The organism is Endozoicomonas atrinae, from assembly GCF_001647025.1.
Taxonomy (GTDB): domain Bacteria; phylum Pseudomonadota; class Gammaproteobacteria; order Pseudomonadales; family Endozoicomonadaceae; genus Endozoicomonas; species Endozoicomonas atrinae.
Genome location: NZ_LUKQ02000088.1, coordinates 1 through 22106, shown reverse-complemented (window position 1 = coordinate 22106; position 22106 = coordinate 1). Strand labels below are relative to the sequence as shown.

The following is a 22106-nucleotide window of genomic DNA, read 5'->3' as shown; positions in this document are numbered from 1 at the left end:
CTGGTCGTTTGAAAACCTGCTCACGCCTACCGAGCGGCTCGACTTCATGAAGTGGTTCCAGTCCACTTACTACCGTGACGGAAAGGTCGACTTCGAGAAAATCAACAGTGACACCATCTACAGCAACATTGCCAAAGGTGACGCCAACCGTACCGGAGCCGATCAGTTCTACGCCCCTGGCGAACTCTTTGCCAATCAGTTCCATCTCTGGTTCGCCCGCAAGCTCAAGGGTGAAGGCACCATCAACGTAGAACGCATGGAAAGTTTATGGAGTCGTGTGGTCGAGTACGTCAAAGAAGTATTCAACGCCATCTTCTACGGCAAACCCGTTCGCCCTGACCTGGAACCGATCTTTGCCAGAATCGCACCCGACCCTGACGCCCTCTCTGACGCGGCCAAAATCGTCAAGGCCAACCCCGAAGCCCGCGTCATCGAACGCGCCGCCGACGTCACCACCGAGGAAGTGGAAGCACTGACCAAGGGCACAGCAAGACACTCTCATCGTCGTTTAGTCGAGCTGGAAGACCTCACCACTCAGGTCAGTGACAACCTCGACCCAACCATGAGAACCGTGGCCGACCATGAACCCCTTGAAGAGCTGGCCAACTTCTTTAACTCGGTCTCAGCACCGAAAAACCTGATGGCCCACCTCCGCACTCAGGATCAGCAGCGTTACTCTTCCGGTGCCTTCTCGGTACTCTCACCGCTGCACACAGAGATGCAGGGTGCCGCCCATCAAATCCTCCGTCTGGCCAAGCGCATTCGCAAAGCCAGCGCCGACAGTGCCGACGAGATCGAGTTCATCGACACCCAGGACATTAATATCCGCGAGATCGACTACGACGGCCTGTACAAACTCTATGAAGAGGGCGAACCCAACCCCGCTCACGGTCTGCCATCGCCGCCCCTGAAAGACCTGATTCCCAAAGTGCAGAAGATGTTGCAGTGGGACTTCTATGCAGGCACCGGCATTGCCGTGGCAGACGATACCCTGATCTCGGGTACCCAATTTAAAAACAAGACCCAGTACGCTGCCGAAGTGCTGGACAAGGTGTACGACAAAGCTCGTAAACAGTACGTCGACCGCAACGCCCTCGACGAGAAAGCCGTGGAGGCTGCCATCACCGAAGCAAAAACCGGCAAGCGCCGCCCTGATACCTCTGGCAAGGACACCGGCACCTCCGTAAAAAAAGTCACCCTCGACGAACTCCGCACCATTGTCATCGAGAACAAGGGTACCGGCAAAGCGCAGGACGCCGCCAAGGAGATCATCAGGAAACTCAAGGCCACCGAAATTCCGATCAAGAACGTGCCGAAGAAAATCCGCAGCGATCTCTTTCCTATGAAGCAGGATCAACTGGTGAGTACGCTTCGCACCGCCGTCGACAGTGCCGACAGTGACACCATCGACCAGATCGTCTATCGCCTCTACATCAAATCCCAGGGCAAAAAGATGAAGGGGCACCAGTCGCGAGGCGGTGACGAGTTCACGTTGTTCACCCCGAAAGACGCCCGTATCCGCGAAGCCATCACGATCGAGCAGGACGCCTTCAAGGGCATCTCACCGGACGCCGACATTCCGGCCAACGCTCCGGCTCATGTTCGACAGATGTTGTCTTTCCTGACTCACCGCGACCCTGAAATTCAGTCCGTCCTTCGCACCATGGCGTTTCGCATGATCAACCTGCTCGGCAAGGCCACCAAAGGTGATCTGGCCAGCAACACCGACGTTCTCACCATGGCTGACCTCTACCGCATGATCGGCCAGACACCACCGGCCAACGCGACCGCTACCTTCGCTGACCTCTCTGGCGAAGCATTCAACCAGCTTCGCAAACAGCAGCGCCAGTTCGCCATCGGCCTGACCAAAGGCGTCAGCGATCCCGTTGATCTCATGCACGAGATCGGTCACATGACTATGCGTACCCTCTTCGACGACGCGGACAAAGCCCATATGGCGCAATTGTTCCGCGAGTCCAACGACCCGATCAAGCAGCGCATTATCCAGAAGTACGGCGACCGCAATGTCGACACCCAGGTCGAAGAGTGGTTCGTGGAAGGCATGGCCAACCACATGGCCGAGCGTGTCGCCAAGGGTGACATCTGGGCGTACCGCACCGGTCAGGGGGGCGACAAGATCAGACTCCGTGGTCGTATATCCACCATGGTCGACCGCCTTATCGAAGCGATCGCCTACCTCACCAACGGACTGATCGGTAATAAATCCATCAAGCAGTACTACCGCAGGCTTTCTTTCTACGGCGACATGCTCGCACCCGTTAATCCCAACCCCTACGGCAAGCGTAAATCCGTCGCCTCTGCCTACGCCGCCGATTACATGAACGCAAGACTCAGGGATGTCGACGACATTCGTGTCGCCAACATGAAGAAGTTCGCCCGAGGCGGGGAAGGGTGGGACGAAGCCACCGATCAACCGGTGATCTTCTGGCACAACGCCAGCGCCGAGAACAGCGAACCGTTCACCTCTGGCGCACTGGGCAATGCGATCTACCTCAACCGCAACGCCGACATCGCCCGCTCCCAGATGGGTGATAAAGCCATGCAGCAGGCACTAAACCAACATATCCGAAAAGTGGGGTTGGGCGAGCGGGAGGCCGACGGCCTGTTAATGGCCGATGATCTGGCCAATATCCGTCAGCAGATCAGCCAGACAACCCGCAACCTCAACAACAACGAACGGCCCTACCTGAAGACCCGCCTCGATGCCCTGATACAGCATGAGGCCGTGATCGAGTCCGCCCTGCGAGACATGGGTATAGACTTCACCACCACACTGACGCCGGTTGTCGTGCGAGCCAACGACCTGATCAACCTGCGGGCGTCCACCCTGATCGACACCAGTCACCCGATCTTCGAGGTGGCTGAGTCCATGTTGCCGCCGCAGCAGCTCAACACCCTCCGGCAAGTGGCGCAGACTGAACAGCCTACCGGTCAGCAGTTCCTCGACCTGATGTATCAGGTGGCCCCAGGTGACGACTGGGCGCAGGCCATGCAGGCAAAAGGGTACAAGGGCATCGCCTACAGTGACACCACTCATGACGCTCTGGCCATGTTCGAACCCGAGTCCGTCAAACACTTCGACTCCGACGACTTCAACCCTGGCGAAACCGGCTACGACGCCATCCCCCACGAAGCCAACATCAACGGCGCACTCATGAACGGAGCCATCGACTCCGACGGCCCGATGAACGCTCTCGGCTTCAGCTCCATCGCCAACGGTCTTGAGAAACTCGGGGTACCCAGCAAGCTCACCGATGCCATCAGCAATATCATTCGTGGCAGGATCACCACCAAAGAGGGTGGCGAAATTTCCAAGTTCCGTATGCCCCTGCAAATCGCCAGCAACGCAAACCGCTGGCGCAGGTGGAACGACTCGTTCCTCTCCGACTGGCTGGCACCCCGCGACGGCCTCGGTCACTACGAACGCATTGGTCAGCACCTCGGCGGTATCGTAGTACCCATCTTCCGCGACCTGAAAAAACTGCCCGACGCCTCTGGCAAGCTTGTCTCATGGGCACGGGCCAGCAACCCGTTCAAGCGATACCGCTCACAACCCGACTCTTACAAGCGCATCGTCAAAGCCCTGCGTCGTAAGCCAGGGTCGTCCGCCGAACAAGCCCTGAAGCCACAGGAGTACGCGATCTACAACAAAATGCGGAACGAGTTTGAATCCATCGCCGACCAGATGAAGCAGGCCGGTGTCTTAATGGGCAACATCAAGCACAACTACTTCCCGCAAATCTGGAGCAAGGAGCACCTCGAAAAAGACCCTGACAAATTCATGGACGCCATGGCCCGCTACTTCATGGCCGACTCCCATTCTGGCCAGCTCGACCCGCTCACCTGGGAACAGGCCCGCGAGTCTGCCGCCCGCATGTACGACAAGCTGGTCAACGACGATGGGATGTACATTCCCACCCCTGGTGCATCACGAGAAGCCAAGGGCGACCACATCGACTTCCAGCGTATCATTCGCCTCGACGACGAGCGGTTCAAAGCTCACCTCGACGAGCTTGAGCCGTTCCTTGAGTCCGATCTGGAATCCGTCGTCACCAAGTATTTCGACACGGCGACCAGAAGAATCGACTTCACCAACAAGTTCGGCGTCGGCAACCACGCCCTCTACGATTACACCAATCTGGTACAGGCTCCGAACACCACCTCAGCCATCGCTGACCTGCTCTCCAGTAACCGAGTTCACACCAAGAACATCAAGGTTCCCCTCGCCTCGAACAACATTGGCGAAATGGAGATCGAGACCACGCTGTTGCGCCGCCCGTTCAGTACCCACGAACAGGCGTTGCCCGTGGCGCAGGAAGCCGAAGATATCTTCAACCGCCACGGCAAAGAGGGTGCCCGCGCCTTCCTGATCGAGAAGTTCGGCAACCAGCCCAGTGACGCCCATCTCAAGCGCATCGACGCCATCGTCAACGCCCTCGACGTCCGCAGGAACAATCACCGCGTCGACGCCACGGAACTGGGCAAGGCTCTGGCGGTGATCCAGTCGGTGCAGCACAAACCGATGACCGCCAACGATCCGTTCAACTCGCAGGCCATGGGCTTCGTGCGAACCCTGAAAGCCTTCAACAATATTTCACTGCTGGGCTACACCACCCTCACCAGTTTCGGTGATCCGGCTCTGGCCCTGATCCGTTCCGGCGACATGAAGTCCTTCGCCAAGGCCATGAAGAATTTCGCCAAAGACCCTGACTACCGCGCCGCGATCCAGAACACCGGCGTCGCCATCGAGAACATCGTCCATCAGCGTATGCAGTACCTCTACGGCGGTGACACCACCTATGCGTCGCAGGCTTTCTTCAACGCCTCCCTGCTCACCCCCTGGACAAACATGATGCGTGAAGTGGCAGGAGCCATCGCTTTTGAATCCGTCAAGGCGGAACAGAAGCGCCTCAACCGGTTCTACAAGCCAGGACTTCCCATCGACCAGCAGCCCACCCAGTACCGCACCGCCAAGCGGTTCCTGAACCGGCTCGGCCTGAACGAGTTCACCCAGCCAGGGGCACCGTCCCTCGACTCCATGGACATGCTCAACAACGAACAGGTTCGGGGGGCACTGATCCGCTTCGCCAATGAAAGCATCTTTGCCCCTAACCCTAACGACGTGCCTGCATGGGCACAGACTCCCTGGGGATCGCTGATCTTCCAGTTCAAGTCCTTCCCGCTCATGATGGGACGTCTGGCAAAGTACGGCGTCGACGAAGCGAGACAGGGCAACTGGAAACCGGCCATCATGTTCGCCAGTGTCGGCCCAGGCTTTGCCACAGCATCGCTCGCCGCCAAAGACATCGTTCAATCCCGAGGCGGTGACGACGGTCAGTCTGCCGAACTTCGCAGCCGCAACATTCTCAAGTCCATGGGCTACGACCAGGAAATCCACGGCAACCAGGACGACTTCCTCGGCTGGTACTACGAATCCATGCTGCACATGGGCGGGTTCGGTCTTCTGGCCAACATGGTCAACGACGTCGCCCAGCAAACCGACAACGGAGCCTACGGCCAGATGCGTATCCTCGGCACCGTGTTCGGCCCCACCGTCAGCAACGTCGCCGCCAAGAGCATGAACATCTACTCCGGCCTCACCGACGCTTCGGACAACTCCAACGCCAAGGAGCGGCAGGCCGCCCGTGAAGTGATCGGCGCGGTACCCTTCGCAGGGCAGAACATGAACCTCCGTGAGCGGTTCGTCGATGCGGTCTCTGGCGAAGCGACAGGACGAAAGAAAAAATCTCAGTGGGATAATAGTTGGGGAGACTCTTCATGGAAGAAGAATGAATGGGGCGACTGACGAAACACTTCACACGAAAAGAACTTGAGTGCCGGTGTGGTTGCGGCACCTGTTACGTTTCGCCACAGGCACTCTCGAAACTGGAAACCCTTCGACGCCTGGCACGACGCCCCATCTTCATCAACTCGGCCTGCCGGTGTCCGGCGCACAATGCCCGAGTTGGTGGAGCGCCACTCTCACAACACCGATCGACAAAAAACCGACCTGCCACCGCCTTCGACATCAGCCTTCGCAACTTTCACAAGGGCGAGCTGATCCGTCTGGCGATACAGGCAGGCTTCAAAGGGATCGGCCAGAACTATAAAACCTTCGTCCACGTCGACGACAGACATTATTACGCAAGGTGGTAATCAATGATCGAGCTACTAGCAGGGACAGCCGCAGGTGGGATAACCGGACTGATCGGTTCTCTGGCAGGGAAACTATTCGGCTTCTTCGAACGCAAGCAGAAGCTACAGGAAAAGAAGCTGGAGTTTGAACAGGAACTCCGCCTCCTTGAACTGGAACACACCTTCAAATCGAAGGAGCGGGAACATGAACAGAAAATCCTCATCGAGCAAAACGCCGCCGACCTCCGGCTGGCTTCATACACTCATGACTCGAACACGGGCAACGCTGATCAATGGGTTATCAACCTGCTTCGTCTTGTCCGTCCTGCTCTTACTCTTGGCCTGGTACTGCTCGCATACACTATGCCACGCACTGAGACATTATATCTGGCCACGACAGCCGTGAGTTGGTGGTTCGGGGATCGGGCGAGGGGGTAGTGTTGTAAAAAACCTGATCTTTGTTGTTAAAAACAGGATCAGGTTTGATGAAATTCGATTGTTGTAAAAAATTGTTGTAATAAAGTATTTGCTCTCAATAAATGCGCTGTAAATTCCTTTAAAAACAGGCTGTTAGAGGCTTAAGGGTTTTATGGTTGATTTTCATTTAGGAATCCATCTTTGCCATCAGGCTGTAAAAAAATCCGTCGCCACTAGTCATAGAGCCGCCGTTGCCTGGGAATAATTGCTTACCAAACCCTGTATTGTGACCCCATTGACCCTCAATGGGTAGCAATCTGGCATCAGGGGTCTCTGACAGGAAGCCCTCAATCTGCAGATGGTTTTCCTGAGGCATGATTGAACAGGTGGCATAAAGTAACGTGCCGCCGGGCTTCAATAGAGGCCAGATTGCCTTAAGGATTTTCTGTTGCAGCTGAGCCAACGCATCAATGTCTTCCGACTTTCTCAGCAGTTTGATATCCGGGTGGCGACGAATAACCCCGGTCGCAGAGCATGGGGCATCCAGAAGGATGTGGTCGTATTGTTTTCCCGGGAACCAGCTGTCTGGATCCGTAGCGTCTCCACACAGAACATTCGCCGTCAAACCCAGTCTTTGCAGGTTTTCACCGACTCTTTCCAGGCGAGTGCTATCAGCATCCAATGCATCAACCGTAATATCCGGGTTCAGTTCCAGTAAGTGACAGGTCTTGCCTCCCGGAGCGCAGCAGGCATCCAGAATGTGGTCACCGGGTTTCGCCTGGATTAAGGTCGCAGCAAGCTGGGCTGATTCATCCTGAACACTGACTGTTCCCTCTTGAAACAGGGGGAGCTTGTCAACGGAACAGGGTCTGCTCAGGGTAATGGCCTGCGGGGCAATTTTGGATTGTTTTGCCTGTATACAGTCATCCAGCAGCTTTTTCAGATATCTGGAGGGTTTTATCTTCTGCTCATTAACCCGAAGGGTCATGGGCGGAGGCTGGTTATTACCCACCAGAATGGCCTGATAATCTTCTGGCCAGGCCCGCTTAATGGTATTGATCAGCCATTTTGGGTGTGACCAGCCGCAAACCGGGCTGCGTTCTTCCAGATCATTCAACTCTTCAAACCGGCGCTGGGCATTTCTGAGAATGCCATTGACGAGGCCTCTGGCCCAGGCTTTCCCCATCGTACGGGTCGCCTGTACCGTCTCACCAATGGCGGCGTGGGGAGGAATGCGAGTGAAGAAGAGTTGATAAAGACCAACGAGAATCAGGTTATGAATATCCTGTTCTTTTTCTTTAAGGGGTTTCTCGGTAAGGAACTTAAGCCAGGCATCCAGCCGGTGATAGTAACGGAGTGTTCCATAGGAAAGCTCAGCCAATAACGGCTGATCTTTTTTGGACAGCTTTTCCTGTAACTGCGGCAGTACACAGCTCAGTGATTCTCCCAGGGTTACCCGGGTGATCGCCCGTGCTGCTAACTGACGAACAGAAGATTGTTTAGCCATATCAGGTAAAAAAGAGCCTAGCTGAATTGTTTTCCGGTGCTGAACATCGCTTTTTTGCTGTTCAACAGCTCCTGCACAGTCATTGCACGGCTTCCTGCCAATTGCAGTCGTTTAATGCGAAGAGTGCCTTCACTGCAGGCAATATCCAGACCATCTTTATCTGCCTTGATCAGGGTTCCGGGCTCTTCGGTTGAACTTTCTTCCAGAGCCGTTGCTTCCCAGACACGGATGTTAGTGTCATCCAGAGCAGTGATCGCCACAGGCCATGGATTAAATGCCCGAATCTGCTGGTCCAGAGCCTGCGCTGACTTCTGCCAGTCCAGCCGTGCTTCCTCTTTACTCATCTTATGGGCATAGTTAGCCAGCTTGTCATCCTGTTTTTCTGGATGAATATTGCCGCCTGCAATGTCATTAAGGGACTGAATAAGCGCAGGCTGACCCACTTCAATCAGACGGTCATGAAGATTGGATGCTGTATCGGTTGGATGGATGGGACAAAAGGCTTTCAGCAACATGTCTCCAGTATCCAGCCCAGCATCCATCTGCATGATGGTGACACCCGATTCAGTATCACCAGCTTCAATAGCTCGTTGAATAGGGGCTGCTCCACGCCATCTTGGAAGGATGGAGCCATGCACATTAATGCAGCCCAGTGTTGGAGTGTCGAGAACGGCCTGTGGCAGAATCAACCCATAGGCAACAACAACCATTAGATCAGCATCCAGAGAGGCAAGTTCCTTCTGAGCGTCTTCATTTCTGAGAGACTTTGGCTGAAAAACGGGAATGTTGTGTTCAAGAGCCAGCGATTTGACCGGTGAGGGCATCAGTTTCTGACCACGCCCTGCAGGTCTGTCCGGCTGGGTGTAGACAGCAATAACCTGATGTTGGCTATCCAGAATGGCTTGGAGGTGTGCACTGGCAAACTCTGGGGTCCCGGCAAAGATAATTCGAAGGCTTTTCATATGGCCTGTTACTTAGGAGGCTATGTATCGGAAAGTGGTTGATAACGGTGTATCTAATACACCGTTATACGAATTTAATCGGTCTGGCTTTTAATCAGTGCTTTCTTTTTCCAAGCTTTTTCTTGATACGGTCCTGTTTCAAACGAGACAGGGTGTCAATGAACAGTTTACCTTCCAGGTGATCCAGCTCGTGCTGGACACAGACTGCCGCCAACTCATAATAATCCCGTGTGTATTCATTACCATCGCGATCTAAAGCCGTGAGTCTTACTTGAGAGTAGCGATCCAGCAGTTCATAAAATCCGGGTACTGACAGGCAGCCTTCCTGAAGGTCGGACTTTTCATCGCCAATGGGCTCATAGCTGGGGTTGATGAGAACCTGAGGCTCGTTACCTTCTTCAGAAAGGTCCATAACCACGATGCGCAGATGAATGTCTACCTGTGTAGCCGCAAGACCAACGCCTTTGGCGTCGTACATGGTTTCCAGCATGTCATCAACGATACGGCGAACTTCGTCATTGACCTCTACTACCGGCTTGGCAACCGTGCGAAGTCTTTGGTCAGGGTATTCAAGTATTTCCAGTAGAGCCATCAGTGATCTCAGGTTGACGGAGTCAACGAATAAAGTAGTTTGTTGACCTTTCAGTATATCCGCAAATTCAGTCTGTACCTAGGGTCTGTTAAACCGGGCTTACTCAGCCTGCCACCAGGTATTGATAATCATGGGGTAATCCGTGACCACACCTGGTCGCTTGATATTGCTTTGGTGGGCAACTCTGACTTTCCCAAAGTACCAGAGTGGAATACCGTAGTGATTCCAGAGCAGAACCCGGTCAAGGCTGTGAATAATGTTTTCCAACTCCTCCTGGTTCTCTGCATTGGGTATTTTCTCCAGAAGCGCATCTATTGCAGGGTTTTTTATGCCAGCCAGATTCTGGGTATCGGGTATATCCGCGTTACTGGAGTGAAAGTACCTGAAAAGTTCACTGCCAAGTGAGAGCCCCAGTGGGTAGGCGTTTCCTACGGTATCAAAGTCCAGTTTTCTCACTCTCTGGAAGTAGTTGCTGCTATCGATAACCCGGTATTTCAGCTCAATACCGATGCTGGCCAGGTTCTTTTTGAAAGGCAAAATAACCCTGTCCACCATATGACTGTAAGTAATTAACTCAAACGTTAGCTGCTCTTGCTTCTGGTTAACCAGCTTACCGCCTTGAAGCCGCCATCCTGCTTCTTTAAGTAAAGTGAGCGCCTGTTGCTGTTGGTTTCTTATTGAACCATCACCTTTGGTTTTGGGGGATAAAAATGGTTGTTGGAACAATGCTTCTGGCAGTTGTTTGCGAAAGGGTTCTAATAATTCCTGTTCATGAGAAATAGGTATTCCCGAGGCGGCGTAAGTCGAATTTGGAAAGTAGCTGTTTGCCCGTGTATAGGAGTTTTCGAACAGTGTTCGGTTACTCCACTCAAAATCCAGCAGATAGCCAATCGCCTCTCTAACTCTAATATCATCAAAAGGAGCCCTGCGGGTATTAAAGACGATCATCGGGCTGCCAATAATCATTTTGGTGGGTATTTCAGCCTTTTTCACTTTGCCAGAATTGATGTCTGGAAAGTTGTAGGCTTTGGCCCAGTTTTTGGCAATGGGTTCGATGTAGAGACTGAGAACACCCGCTTTAAATGCTTCAAAGGCAATGGTCAGGTCCTGATAGAAGTAGATGGTTATCTGGTCGAAATTGTACTTACCCTGATTAACAGGCAGATCTTTCCCCCAGTAATCCTCAACCCTTGTGAAGGTAACTGATGAGCCTCCTTCTACATGGGTAATTTTGTATGGCCCGCTGCCCAGTGGAGGTTTCAGTTTTGATTTTTCATTGTGCTCATCTTTCCAGTAATGGGCAGGCAGTACTGGCAGTTCGGCAGCACAGAACAATTGGTCTCTGTTTCCAGAGGATTTGAAGTGAAAGCGAACGCTGTGTTTATCAAGAACCTCCATACGCTCAATGGGCTTAAGCTGAATCTGATATTTGATCGGACCATTTGTGCGAAGGTGCTCAAAGGAAAACTCAACGTCTTCTGCCGTAATTGGATGACCATCATGAAAACGGGCATTGGAATGCAGGTTAAAGGTAATCCATTGGTTATTGTCAGGATACTCCACGGATTCGGCAATAAGGCCATAGGCAGACTTGGCCTCATCGCCTGTAGGGCTGTATGAGCCACTTCCCACCATTAAGGGTTCATTCAAACCCAGGAAACCTAAAGTAAAAAAGCTAAGCGGGGGGATTTGGGTGATGTGAGTACCGGTCTGGGAATAAGGGTTTAAGGTGTCGAAGATACCAATAGCGGCAATTTTGAGTTTTCCGCCATTGGGGGCATCAGGGTTTACGTAATCGAAGTTTTTGAAATCTTTCGGGTATTTAAGGTCATCAAACCGGGATAGTCCGTGTGATTTTTGTGTGATGGGAGCTGTTTCTGCCATCACCAACGAACTAACAACAGAGACTAAAGCTGCCAGAAACATCAGGCTTTTCTGTTTCAAAGTCGCTCCTTTATCCAACCCACATTGGGATACTGGCTCAGGAAACTACAAATAGTAGTCTCATTCTTCCTGATCAAGTGCTGAGAATGCATCGCTATTTATGTGACCTGATCTTGAGAATTAGGTACTAAAGCCGAGAACTAAAAGAGAGCCGATTGCTCACAGGCTGAAGCGGTTGATACACTGTTCTGATGCTCTAACTGCGGAAATTTGGTGCAGCGATCATTCTTGGCTAAAAGAAGCAGAGGTAGCCGAACTTCCGTTAACGACTTATACCGGCGCTAAGCTGCTTAAACTAAAAACTATTCAAGGAATCGGGACGACAATGAGACGCTTTGCTCTGGCAGGAATCCTGCTTTGTATGTCCACCCTGGGACTGGCATACGACAGCCCGATAAAGGCAGACTCCCCCAGCAGGTACACCGTTGAAAAGGGCGATACCCTGTGGGATATATCCACTACCTTTCTGGACAGCCCATGGTTATGGCCGGAAATCTGGCATGCTAACCCCCAGATAGAGAATCCTCACCTGATTTACCCTGGAGATGTTGTCAGTCTGGTTTATATCAATGGTCAGCCCAGGCTGATGATTTCCAGTCGAGGGGGCCCTGGTCGCACGATTAAATTAAGTCCAAAAATCCGGGTAATGCCTGGAGAGTCTGCAATCCCTGCGATTCCCTTGAGTGCTGTGCACAGTTATTTAAAAGGTGGTCATGTATTTTCCAGTGAGGAGCAACTGAACAGCTCGCCTTATGTGTTTGCTGCGAAAGATGGCAAGCTGGCATCAGGGACTGGCGATAAAATATACGCACGGGGAGATTTTGCCGGCCAGACCATACGGTTTGATGTCGTTCGCCGTGGTGAACAGATTACTGATCCACAAACGGATGAACTGCTGGGGCTTATTGGTATTGATGTCGGAACCATCAATTTAAGTCGTGTCAGGGAAGGTGTTGCCTCCATGGTAGTTCAGGAAAGTAAAATGGAGATGAAACCTGGTGATAGACTGGTTAAGCAGGATGCCAGCGGACTGGTTACAACGTTTTTTCCAAGAGCGCCGGCTGCGCCTGTAGAGGGCATTGTCACAGCTAACCTGAACAATGCTAAAAAGATTTCCAAATTTGATACAGTCGTTATCAATAAAGGGGAACGGGAGAGCCTCAGGCAGGGTGATATTCTGGCCGTCTACCGAAAGACACAGGAAGCCTATGACCCATTTACTGATGAACAGGTTGCTCTGCCATCTGAGAGAGTAGGCTTAGTCATGGTTTATCGACCTTTTGAAAAAATGAGCTATGGTATTGTGCTATCAGCTAAAGAGGATATTGAAGTTGGCTATATCCTCCGGAGCCCACAGCCATAAGTAACCATTTATTCAAAAATACAGCCCGGATGTTTTACAGGGTGCTTCATTGGATGTGTGGCTTATTTGGACAGAGCTGTTAATAACCAGAATAAGCCACACAACTCCGGAAAGAGAATTCAATGATATACACTGATACAGACCAGAAGGACTGGTTACAACTGCTCCCCTGGTTAACGCTTTCCCTTATTCCCGGCTTGGGACCCATCAAATCCAGTCAGTTAATCGAAAAATTTCAACATCCCAGTCAGCTTTTTTCTGCATCATTTAGTGAACTGAAAAGTATTATTCCAGATAACCTTGCTAGTTTGCTGGCTAATGCGCACAGAGACTCATCCATTCAGAAACAGTTACGCCTGACACATGCTTGGCTTCAAGCCAGTCAAGCTCATCACATACTGACACCAGACTCCTCTCTGTATCCCAGCGCTCTGAAAGAGCTTCCTGATGCACCAGTTGTGCTCTACGTAATGGGTAACAGCCAGTTAATTAGTGAGCCACAGCTGGGAGTTGTTGGTAGCCGAAGGCCTACACCAAATGGTCGTCGGGTTGCCCAGGAATTTTGTGAACACTTATCAAGAAGTGGTCTGGTTATTACCAGTGGGATGGCTCTTGGTATTGATGCCGCTGCTCATCAAGGGGCACTGGGGTGCTATGGAGGCACTGTGGCGGTATTGGGAACCGGTGTGGATCAGGTTTATCCAGCAAGGCATAAGGACCTTTATCAGTTGATTGCCAGTCAGGGAGCCATTGTCAGCGAATACCCATTGGGAACGAAACCCTTCGCTGGTAACTTTCCCCGTCGAAATCGCATATTGTCCGGTTTATCTCTGGGGGTTCTGGTGGTTGAAGCGGCTCTTGAAAGTGGTTCATTAATCTCTGCAAGACTGGCAGCGGAACAGGGGCGGGAGGTTTTTGCCATACCTGGTTCGGTACTGAATCCGTTGAGCCGGGGATGTCATAAACTGATTCGAGAAGGCGCTGTTTTGGTTGAAAGTCCTGATGATGTATTAATTGAACTTGCCCCACAGCTGCATGGTGTTATGAACGAGTTCACTCCATCGACTTCCAGTAGAAAGGAAACAGACCCTTTGCGACTTAAAGTGATAGAAGTGATGGGGTTTGATGTCGTCAGTGCGGATCAAATCAGCACACTGTCCGGAATTCCTTTTGCAGAGCTTTCCGTAGTTCTTACAGAAATGGAGCTTGATGGCGTCATAGAGTCCACAACAGGTGGTTTTATACGTCTTGGCTGATTTGTTTAAGTGAATCTGCTGAAAGTATCCAGGTCTTAGGTTCAGTCTGTTGCTTCTGAACTTCTCTTGCTAGACTAGCGAGCCTTACCGATCACGTTTCGGAGAATACTGATGGCGAGGCCGTTTGTTGCGATTTTGATTGGGGCTGGCTCATGTTCAGAGTCATTGGATATCCCCATGGTCCAGCTCACCGCTGATGTATTGAAGAAGCTCGATGTATCTGTAGAAATTAAGGTTTACTCGGCACATTGCACGCCTGAGGCGACTCAGAGCTACGTGAAGGATGCTGATCACCGTGGGGCAGCTGCTTTTATTGCCTGCTCGGGAATGGCCGCTCATCTGGCCGGTGTTGTTTCTTCTCTTACCATCAAACCGGTCATTGGTGTTCCTATTGGAGATGGTCCTCTGGGAGGGCTGGATGCACTATTGTCAACGGTTCAGATGCCCGGGGGAATTCCCGTTGCTACGGTCTCTCTGGGAAAAGAGGGAGCAATCAATGCTGGCTATCTGGCCGCCCAGATTATTGCTTTGAATGATAAAGATCTGGCAAATCGACTACGAATGGATCGTCAGGCAAATGCAGAAGCGGTTCTTGCAAAAGATGCCGTTCTTCAGCAGCAGTTAAATGGCTGAGGCTTATCCCTGAGAGAAGTTTTCATGATGGATGTAAATCAAGCAGCAACAATAATTAGAAATGGAGGCGTCATTGCTTACCCCACTGAAGCCGTATGGGGATTGGGCTGTGACCCATGGAACCATCAGGCTGTTTATCGAGTTCTTGAAATCAAACAGCGACCCGTTGAGAAAGGGGTGATTCTGATTGGTTCCTCAGAGGATCAGTTTGCATCGCTACTTGATCCTCTTTCTTCAGAAGAACGAGAAAGGCTGAAGTCAACCTGGCCAGGTCCTTATACCTGGCTTATTCCAGACCCTGCTAGTTGGGCACCCGATTGGGTCAGAGGCCAGTTTGATACAGTTGCCGTTCGTATCACTGCTCACCCACTGGTAAGAAAGCTATGTGAAGCAACTGGACACCCGATCGTGTCTACTTCAGCAAACCTTGCCGGTAAGGAGCCGTTGTTAACGTTCTCAAGCGTTGAGGAAGAGTTTGGCTCTCTTCTCGATGGTATTGTTCCCGGCGAAACCGGAGGACAGAAAACACCCTCCAAAATTCAAGACCTGCGTTCAGGTGAACTAGTACGGGCAGGCTAATATTGCTCAAATTTAATGGATAAAAGGCTTGTTCCAAGATGTCAGAACCGTCTGTAGATCTCGTAAAACAATACCTCCTGGATTTGCAGAATCGCATATGTACGGCGATTGAAGCAGAAGAAATGGAGGGCTCCTTCAGAGAAGACCAGTGGGATTACCATGGTGGTGGTGGCGGTAAGGCCAGAGTTCTCGAAGGCGGTAAGGTTTTTGAAAAAGCAGGAGTAAATTTTTCCTATGTAAAAGGGGATCAGCTACCTGCCAGTGCCACGGCGCATCGTCCACAAATGGCTGGTCGGAGTTTTCAGGCCATGGGCGTTTCTCTGGTGATTCATCCCGATAATCCATTTGTGCCAACCTCTCATGCCAATGTTCGAATGCTGATGGCTCATAAAGAAGGAGAAGATCCGATCTGGTGGTTTGGTGGTGGCTATGACCTGACTCCCTACTATGGCTTTGAAGAGGACTGCAAACACTGGCATCAGACAGCCAAACAAGCCTGTGAGCCGTTTGGTGACGAGGTCTACCCCCGTTATAAGAAATGGTGTGATGACTATTTCTTTCTTAAACACCGAAATGAACCAAGGGGGGTTGGCGGACTGTTCTATGATGACCTGAATGAGTGGCCATTTGAACGCTGCTTTGAGTTTATGCAGTCGGTTGGTGACAGTTATATTGATGCTTACCTGCCCATTGTTCAGCGCCGTAAAGAGCTGCCTTACTCCGAGGAGAACAAGCGTTTCCAGGAGTACCGTCGTGGCCGTTATGTGGAATTCAATCTGGTATATGACCGGGGTACTTTGTTTGGTCTGCAGTCTGGTGGTCGTACAGAGTCTATTCTTATGTCATTGCCTCCTCATGTACGCTGGGATTACAACTGGAGTCCAGAGTCTGGCACCGATGAGGCTCGCTTGTATGAAGAATTTTTAAAGCCAAAAGACTGGGTATAAATTAAGAGGATCTGAATCATGGCTGGTCCGGTAGACAGTTATGCGGTAATGGGGAACCCTGTTGCCCACAGTAAATCACCTGTAATTCACACATTGTTTGCCGACCAGACCGATCAACGTCTGCGTTATACAGCCATGCTGGTTGATGTTGACGGGTTTAAAAAAGCAATTGATGAATTCTTTGAAAATGGCGATCTTGGGTTAAGCATAACTGTACCGTTTAAGGAAGAGGCATGGCAGTTAGCTGAAAAGAGAACGTCGCGAGCGGAAAAAGCCGGGGCTGTAAACACCTTGTGGCAGGACGAGCATGGCCAGCTGCATGGGGATAACACCGATGGGCTTGGTCTGGTTTCAGACCTTAAAGAAAATAACGGTGTAACTATTAAAGGCGCAAGAGTGCTTATACTTGGCGCCGGCGGTGCCGTTAGGGGGGTACTTGAGCCTATACTCTCCGAGCAACCTGCTGAAGTTGTCATTGCCAATCGAACACGTAGCAAGGCCAATACACTGGTTGGACTCTTTCCTGGTGAAGCTATTTCAGCTAATGGGTTTGAAGATATAGAAGGTCGTTTTGACCTGGTTATCAACGGAACAGCGGCCAGCCTTCAGGGAGAGATGCCGGCAATACCTGGTCATGTGGTTGATCAAAACACCTGCTGCTATGACATGATGTACGGTGCAGAGGAAACTGTGTTCAATCGCTGGTGTCGTGAGCAGGGGGCGGGTAAAACCATTGATGGACTTGGTATGCTGGTTGAGCAGGCTGCAGAGCAGTTTGCCATTTGGCGTGGTGTTCGTCCTGATACTCGAAATGTACTTGACCTGCTGCGGAATGAAATAGCCTGAAAAGCTCTATACTCTTGAACATGGCTTTTTATGTTAAAACTTCCGCCATTACGAGATTATCAGCCTTTTGAATAATCACAGTTTGTGTTGAATGCTAGCCTAAGCTGTTTTTTATAACGTAAGTCTGCTCATCACAGAATGATTTTCAAATATTGGATAGGTTATGGATAAAGCGTTGCCAGCCACTGGGATGCCAGCCACAGTGATTGCTGAAGACCTATTACCAGGTGACCTTATTTTTCAGCTCCGTTCAGGCGGGGAAGCCGAATGGGTTATCAGTCGACTCTTTGCAGGTCGAGACGGTGCAGCTATTAATCATGTAGCTCTCTACGACGGAGATGGCATGGTTATAGAAGCTGTTATGCCCAGGGTAAAGAAAACCACTCTGGATGACTTTGTCAGTAACTCGGTTTTGGATAACCATGGCAGGCCTTGTGTTCTGATCTGTCGACTGACATCGAATTACTCGGTACTGGTTCCCGATGCTCTCGAGTTTGCAGAGCTGCAGCTGTCGATACCCTATGACCCTCACTACAGCCAGAATCAGGAAGAACACCAGAAAAGCTGGTACTGCAGTGAACTAATCGTTCATGCTTTTCGCAGTGCCAATGAGGGTGTTTTCCTGTTTGAGGAAACACCCATGAGTTTCCGGGATATGGACACCGGAGAGCTGATGCCATTCTGGGTTGATCATTATCAAGCCATTGGACAGGAAATACCGGAAGGGCTTCCCGGTTCACATCCAGCGCTGCTCTCGTGTTCTGACAAGCTGGTTTCTATCAATATTCTTGGATCGCTTCCGGCAAGGAATGGTCAGGATATCTGCAGTCTGGAGCCAGGTTCAACACTGGCTTAGGAGGCTTTTGAGAATAGGCTGAGATCGTTGCTACGGGGCTCTGGATGGGCACTATTTTCGGGCAGCCTTCTAGAGTAGCTTTCTGATCAGGTTAGACTGCATCAGTTTGATCAAGCCCTTTGCATTTTCCTGCCAGATGGATTGAAGGCTCTTGTCCTCGCTCAACGTAGGACACTCATAAGTTAAGACCGGAATACCCAGCTTTTCACTGGCATAGCTTCCAAGTGATCCTGGTGTTGGATGATCTTCAATTTTATCTCGTACGATCGGATAACCGCTTTCCTTGTGCAGAAGCTGAAGAATGTCTTCGCACTGACCATTGCTGTTCAGCATGGGTACCCAAGAGTGAAAGGACAGAATAAACCCAGGTGGGTACTTATCAAATAAAGAAACAAGAAACCGGTTTTCTGGTTCGCTGTTCGGGTGTGAGCCCGGAGAATACTTTTCTCCTCGCTTTTGATGAGACCAATTGGAGGCTGGAAGGTTTCTATTCAGGTCAACGCCGTTAGCATTGACCCGGGTTTTTGCAGCTAAACCGTCGGGATTCAGAACCGGAATTACCACCATCGGCAGGTTTATCGTGTCACTGCTGATTTGCTGTATTAACTGCTCAAGGACATATATGCCTTCGGGTTCATCCCCATGCGTCCCCGCAATCAGGTAGCAGAATCGGTCTAAACCTTTCTGCCTGGTTACGGTGGCTTCAACTGGCCTGTTGCAAACACTGAACCCTTTTTTCAGAGAATTATTCTTAATCATTGTCTTATTAGTACAGTTGTTTTGGCAGCGTTCAATGGCTGCGTTTTAATGTGGAAATAGTACCTACTTTATATATCGCTGGTTTTGATCAATGATTGCGTCGATTTTATTAAAGTTATGAAATAGACTGATTGGTTATCTATTGTCATCAGTAAAGCCAGACGGCGTCCAGGTAGCTTATCGTAATTGCAGCAGGGCTTAACTGTCCGCTGGCTAAAGGAATCAATGAACGTTTCTCAATCACCATTAATAGACAACCCCTTGGCTCAGACATTACAGAAGGACATTTGTCAGGGTGCCAAATCACTCGGTCTTGATTTATCTCAGGTTCAGGCGGACTTGCTGACTCGTTATGTTCTACTGCTGGATAAGTGGAATAAAGCCTACAATCTTACCGCCATTCGTGACCCCAGGGAGATGGTCTTCAGGCATATTGTTGATAGTCTGAGCATTGTTCCTCATATTAATGGTGAGGTAATTCTGGATGTAGGTTCAGGCCCAGGACTGCCTGGTGTTGTTCTGGCTATTATGTATCCAGAGAAAAAATTCACGACACTGGACAGTAATGGTAAGAAAACCAGGTTCATGCTTCAGGCAAAACTGGACCTTCAGCTTGAGAATCTGGAAGTCACGAATGCCCGGGTAGAGTCTTTTAAGGTAGACGCACCTTTTGATGCCATTACTTCACGGGCGTTCAGTTCATTGGTTAACATGGTAGATGGCACAAAACACTTATTATCACCTTCAGGTGTTTATCTGGCCATGAAAGGGCTATATCCTGAAGAAGAATTAAAGGAATTGATGGATCGTCACGAGATTGAGCTGATTGGCTGTGAGCCCATGAATGTACCGGGCACAGACGGCGATCGTCATCTTGTCATTTTGCGTAACAGGCATTGAATGGTATTAAACGGCTGTGGCTAAAATTCTCGCGGTAACCAATCAGAAGGGAGGGGTTGGCAAAACCACTTCCTGCGTTAACCTTTCGGCTTCTCTGGCAGCAAGTAAGCAGCGTGTACTGCTTATTGATGTTGACCCCCAGGGGAATGCCACCATGGGGAGCGGAATCGACAAACATGCTCAGCAATGGTCTGTTTACCATGTACTGACGGGGCGCTGTGATATCCAGGAGGCAATCCTTCCATCGCTGGATGGTGGTTACGATGTTCTGGGTGCAAATGCAGACCTGACGGCGGCAGAAGTTGAGCTGATGGATATGGATCGCAAGGAATCCAGGCTCCACGATGCGCTTGCCAAAGTGGAAGATCAGTACGACTTCATCATGATTGACTGCCCTCCATCCCTGAACATGCTTACCATCAATGCCATGGTTGCTGCCCGCGGGGTGATTATCCCGATGCAGTGCGAATACTATGCCCTGGAAGGTCTGACGGCCCTGATGGAAACCATTGCCGGCCTCAGGGAAACCATCAATCCTGACTTGCACATCGAAGGTCTGCTGCGAACCATGTATGACCCAAGGATGACGCTGACCACTGAAGTATCGAGACAGCTCATCAACCATTTTGGTGATCAGGTCTATCGAACCGTGATTCCCCGTAATATTCGACTTGCTGAGGCGCCGAGTCATGGTAAGCCCGTACTTGCCTATGACCGAAACTCCCGTGGGGCAGTTGCTTATCTCGCGCTTGCTGGGGAGCTGGTTAGGAAGCATGACATCAAGGGGCTTCATGGTAAGTCAGAAAGGAAAACAGGAACTCACTAACACATGGCGAAACAACGTCTCGGTACTAACTTAAATGCGCTGCTGGGTAGCGCCAGGCTACCTGCATCCCTGTCTAATGATCTCTCTGGGCCATCACCGGTCAAGGAGTCTCAGGATGGGACAATGAAAGACCTGCCGGTCGAATTCCTGATTCGTGGCAAGTACCAGCCTCGCCGAGACATGCACTCTGATGCCCTGGAAGAGCTGGCTGAAAGTATTAAAGAGCAGGGCATCATGCAGCCAGTTGTGGTTCGTCCGGTTGGACAGAATCGCTATGAGATTATTGCTGGTGAACGTCGCTGGCGTGCAGCACAGCTGGCAGGTCTCGCGGAAGTTCCTGCCCTGATTCGCGATGTTCCCGATGAAGCGGCCATCGCCATGGCGCTGATCGAAAACATTCAGCGGGAAGACCTGAATCCTATTGAAGAAGCCATTGCACTTTCCAGACTGCAAAAAGAATTTGAACTGACCCAGCAGGAAGTGGCTCAGGCTGTCGGTAAGTCCAGGGCTGCTGTTGCTAATATATTGCGACTGATGGCTCTGAATCCTGAAGTAAAGAAAATGCTGGAATATGGCGATCTTGAAATGGGGCATGCCAGAGCGTTGCTTTCACTGGGTGAACTGGACCAGTTGGAAGTCGCCAGAACCGTTACTGCAAAAGGATTGTCGGTTCGTCAGACTGAGTCACTGGTTCGCCGAATTCAGCAGGAAAAGGAGAAAGGCGGTAAAACCGTTAAGCGCCTTGATCCTAATATAAAGCAGCTTGAAGATGAGCTTTCAGAAAAAGTTGGTGCCCGGGTTGCTATCCAATGCAACGCTAAAGGTAAGGGTAAGCTGGTGATTTCCTATAATACGCTTGATGAACTTGATGGGGTTCTTGAGCACATTAAATAAGTGCAGCTAATTTTATGGGGCTCCTATATATAGCTATGGGAGCTTTTCTCCTTACTCTATCTCTATCCTCCATATACTTATCTTTTCTTCTTTTCTTCTTTTCTTCTTAATTAATAAAGCTGGTGTGTAGGTGATTCTACGTAAAACGGCTGTCGCATATTGATTAAAGTCAAAATTTCTCTATCATACGCCCCACTTCCACGGACTGACCCAGAGGTCACCCACGGATCAGCAGAATGAACATTCATCGCTGACCGGGAAGTGCGGTTTGAAAGTTGGTTGTTTTGAAATGAATGAAAAACAATCGGTTGACAAATCAAGCTGGCGCGGTAAGATGCGCCTCCGCTGACACGGCCTGAGTGGCAACGTCAGCGAGTTGGAAAGCTTCTTTCTTCTACGGCTTTTTCCGGAAGAGAAATGATCGCTTGACAACGAAAGTCGCCACGGTAAGATAGGCGGCCTTGCTGATCGGCACCAACTGCTGGTCAGGGTTGAGAATCTCCTGATTCTAACCAAGTTCTTTAACAAGATATCAGACAATTCGTGTGGGCGCTTGTGCGATTGCATCGGTTAATCAGCTTCGGCTGAAAACATTTAAGATGCTTAATTGATCAAGCGAACATACCTGTAAATTCATGTACGTTTAATTGTGACATTGAGCCGTTGTTT

At 50.7% G+C, this 22106-nt stretch carries 18 protein-coding genes; 13 read left to right on the top strand and 5 right to left on the bottom strand.

Translation table 11 applies throughout. From position 1 onward, the window contains the following. Positions 1–46 precede the first annotated feature (46 nt). The 3 genes from AK963_RS33255 to AK963_RS13820 are packed head-to-tail and all read left to right on the top strand — an operon-like array spanning position 47 to position 6594. Positions 47–5827 (top strand): hypothetical protein, encoded by a 5781-nt coding sequence (locus AK963_RS33255; protein ID WP_066016046.1) that lies wholly within the window; start codon positions 47–49, stop codon positions 5825–5827. Then, a complete protein-coding gene (locus AK963_RS36865; protein ID WP_083232642.1) occupies positions 5815–6177 on the top strand; it encodes a D-Ala-D-Ala carboxypeptidase family metallohydrolase in 363 nt (120 codons plus the stop codon). Before AK963_RS33255 ends, AK963_RS36865 begins: the two co-directional genes overlap by 13 nt. A gap of 3 nt (positions 6178–6180) precedes the next feature. Further along, the gene (locus tag AK963_RS13820; RefSeq protein WP_066016045.1) at positions 6181–6594 is read left to right on the top strand and encodes a hypothetical protein; all 414 of its coding nucleotides are present in this window, start codon (positions 6181–6183) and stop codon (positions 6592–6594) included. A 166-nt stretch (positions 6595–6760) separates the two neighbouring features. On the opposite strand, the gene rsmB is transcribed toward AK963_RS13820, so the two are convergent. From rsmB to AK963_RS13800, 4 genes are all read right to left on the bottom strand, one after another. Continuing rightward, a complete protein-coding gene (gene rsmB, locus AK963_RS13815; protein ID WP_066016044.1) occupies positions 6761–8080 on the bottom strand; it encodes a 16S rRNA (cytosine(967)-C(5))-methyltransferase RsmB in 1320 nt (439 codons plus the stop codon). A 17-nt stretch (positions 8081–8097) separates the two neighbouring features. After that, positions 8098–9042 (bottom strand): methionyl-tRNA formyltransferase, encoded by a 945-nt coding sequence (gene fmt / locus AK963_RS13810; RefSeq protein WP_066016043.1) that lies wholly within the window; start codon positions 9040–9042, stop codon positions 8098–8100. A 94-nt stretch (positions 9043–9136) separates the two neighbouring features. Continuing rightward, positions 9137–9634, bottom strand: a complete 498-nt coding sequence (def, locus tag AK963_RS13805; protein ID WP_066016042.1) for a peptide deformylase — start codon at positions 9632–9634, stop codon at positions 9137–9139. Between the two features lie 99 nt (positions 9635–9733). Continuing rightward, entirely contained in the window at positions 9734–11578 is a 1845-nt protein-coding gene (locus AK963_RS13800; RefSeq protein ID WP_238593729.1) for an extracellular solute-binding protein, read from the bottom strand. Positions 11579–11903: 325 nt separating this feature from the next. Between AK963_RS13800 and AK963_RS13795 the strand changes: the two genes are divergently transcribed. The 7 genes from AK963_RS13795 (at position 11904) to AK963_RS13765 (ending at position 18058) form a co-directional block, all read left to right on the top strand. Continuing rightward, entirely contained in the window at positions 11904–12941 is a 1038-nt protein-coding gene (locus AK963_RS13795) for a LysM peptidoglycan-binding domain-containing protein (RefSeq protein ID WP_066016041.1), read from the top strand. Between the two features lie 122 nt (positions 12942–13063). Then, entirely contained in the window at positions 13064–14197 is a 1134-nt protein-coding gene (gene dprA, locus AK963_RS13790) for a DNA-processing protein DprA (protein WP_066016040.1), read from the top strand. A 111-nt stretch (positions 14198–14308) separates the two neighbouring features. Then, the gene (gene purE, locus AK963_RS13785; protein ID WP_066016039.1) at positions 14309–14830 is read left to right on the top strand and encodes a 5-(carboxyamino)imidazole ribonucleotide mutase; all 522 of its coding nucleotides are present in this window, start codon (positions 14309–14311) and stop codon (positions 14828–14830) included. Between the two features lie 24 nt (positions 14831–14854). Further along, positions 14855–15409, top strand: a complete 555-nt coding sequence (tsaC, locus tag AK963_RS13780) for an L-threonylcarbamoyladenylate synthase type 1 TsaC (protein WP_139117405.1) — start codon at positions 14855–14857, stop codon at positions 15407–15409. Between the two features lie 38 nt (positions 15410–15447). Next, the gene (hemF, locus tag AK963_RS13775) at positions 15448–16356 is read left to right on the top strand and encodes an oxygen-dependent coproporphyrinogen oxidase (protein ID WP_066016038.1); all 909 of its coding nucleotides are present in this window, start codon (positions 15448–15450) and stop codon (positions 16354–16356) included. Between the two features lie 18 nt (positions 16357–16374). Next, positions 16375–17202, top strand: coding sequence for a shikimate dehydrogenase (gene aroE, locus AK963_RS13770; RefSeq protein ID WP_066016037.1), 828 nt, complete (start codon positions 16375–16377; stop codon positions 17200–17202). Between the two features lie 163 nt (positions 17203–17365). Further along, a complete protein-coding gene (locus AK963_RS13765; protein ID WP_066016036.1) occupies positions 17366–18058 on the top strand; it encodes a YiiX/YebB-like N1pC/P60 family cysteine hydrolase in 693 nt (230 codons plus the stop codon). Between the two features lie 69 nt (positions 18059–18127). Here the strand turns inward: AK963_RS13765 and AK963_RS13760 are convergent, their stop codons facing one another. After that, positions 18128–18817, bottom strand: coding sequence for a DUF2817 domain-containing protein (locus AK963_RS13760; RefSeq protein WP_083232640.1), 690 nt, complete (start codon positions 18815–18817; stop codon positions 18128–18130). A 225-nt stretch (positions 18818–19042) separates the two neighbouring features. Here AK963_RS13760 and rsmG point away from each other — a divergent pair, with 225 nt between their 5' ends. The 3 genes from rsmG to AK963_RS13745 are packed head-to-tail and all read left to right on the top strand — an operon-like array spanning position 19043 to position 21437. Further along, positions 19043–19717 carry a 16S rRNA (guanine(527)-N(7))-methyltransferase RsmG gene (gene rsmG, locus AK963_RS13755; RefSeq protein ID WP_066016035.1) on the top strand — a complete coding sequence of 225 codons (675 nt, stop codon included), beginning with the start codon at positions 19043–19045 and terminating at the stop codon, positions 19715–19717. A gap of 16 nt (positions 19718–19733) precedes the next feature. Next, positions 19734–20543, top strand: coding sequence for a ParA family protein (locus tag AK963_RS13750; RefSeq protein ID WP_066016034.1), 810 nt, complete (start codon positions 19734–19736; stop codon positions 20541–20543). A gap of 3 nt (positions 20544–20546) precedes the next feature. Beyond that, positions 20547–21437, top strand: a complete 891-nt coding sequence (locus AK963_RS13745) for a ParB/RepB/Spo0J family partition protein (protein WP_066016033.1) — start codon at positions 20547–20549, stop codon at positions 21435–21437. The last annotated feature ends 669 nt before the right edge of the window (positions 21438–22106 follow it).

Bases quoted from the DNA above. Each gene is read 5' to 3' on its own strand.
- AK963_RS33255 (WP_066016046.1), top strand. From the start codon at position 47: ATGAAGTGGTTCCAGTCCACTTACTACCGTGACGGAAAGGTCGACTTC.
- AK963_RS36865 (WP_083232642.1), top strand. From the start codon at position 5,815: ATGGGGCGACTGACGAAACACTTCACACGAAAAGAACTTGAGTGCCGG.
- AK963_RS13820 (WP_066016045.1), top strand. From the start codon at position 6,181: ATGATCGAGCTACTAGCAGGGACAGCCGCAGGTGGGATAACCGGACTG.
- rsmB (WP_066016044.1), bottom strand. From the start codon at position 8,080: ATGGCTAAACAATCTTCTGTTCGTCAGTTAGCAGCACGGGCGATCACC.
- fmt (WP_066016043.1), bottom strand. From the start codon at position 9,042: ATGAAAAGCCTTCGAATTATCTTTGCCGGGACCCCAGAGTTTGCCAGT.
- def (WP_066016042.1), bottom strand. From the start codon at position 9,634: ATGGCTCTACTGGAAATACTTGAATACCCTGACCAAAGACTTCGCACG.
- AK963_RS13795 (WP_066016041.1), top strand. From the start codon at position 11,904: ATGAGACGCTTTGCTCTGGCAGGAATCCTGCTTTGTATGTCCACCCTG.
- dprA (WP_066016040.1), top strand. From the start codon at position 13,064: ATGATATACACTGATACAGACCAGAAGGACTGGTTACAACTGCTCCCC.
- purE (WP_066016039.1), top strand. From the start codon at position 14,309: ATGGCGAGGCCGTTTGTTGCGATTTTGATTGGGGCTGGCTCATGTTCA.
- tsaC (WP_139117405.1), top strand. From the start codon at position 14,855: ATGATGGATGTAAATCAAGCAGCAACAATAATTAGAAATGGAGGCGTC.
- hemF (WP_066016038.1), top strand. From the start codon at position 15,448: ATGTCAGAACCGTCTGTAGATCTCGTAAAACAATACCTCCTGGATTTG.
- aroE (WP_066016037.1), top strand. From the start codon at position 16,375: ATGGCTGGTCCGGTAGACAGTTATGCGGTAATGGGGAACCCTGTTGCC.
- AK963_RS13765 (WP_066016036.1), top strand. From the start codon at position 17,366: ATGGATAAAGCGTTGCCAGCCACTGGGATGCCAGCCACAGTGATTGCT.
- AK963_RS13760 (WP_083232640.1), bottom strand. From the start codon at position 18,817: ATGATTAAGAATAATTCTCTGAAAAAAGGGTTCAGTGTTTGCAACAGG.
- rsmG (WP_066016035.1), top strand. From the start codon at position 19,043: ATGAACGTTTCTCAATCACCATTAATAGACAACCCCTTGGCTCAGACA.
- AK963_RS13745 (WP_066016033.1), top strand. From the start codon at position 20,547: ATGGCGAAACAACGTCTCGGTACTAACTTAAATGCGCTGCTGGGTAGC.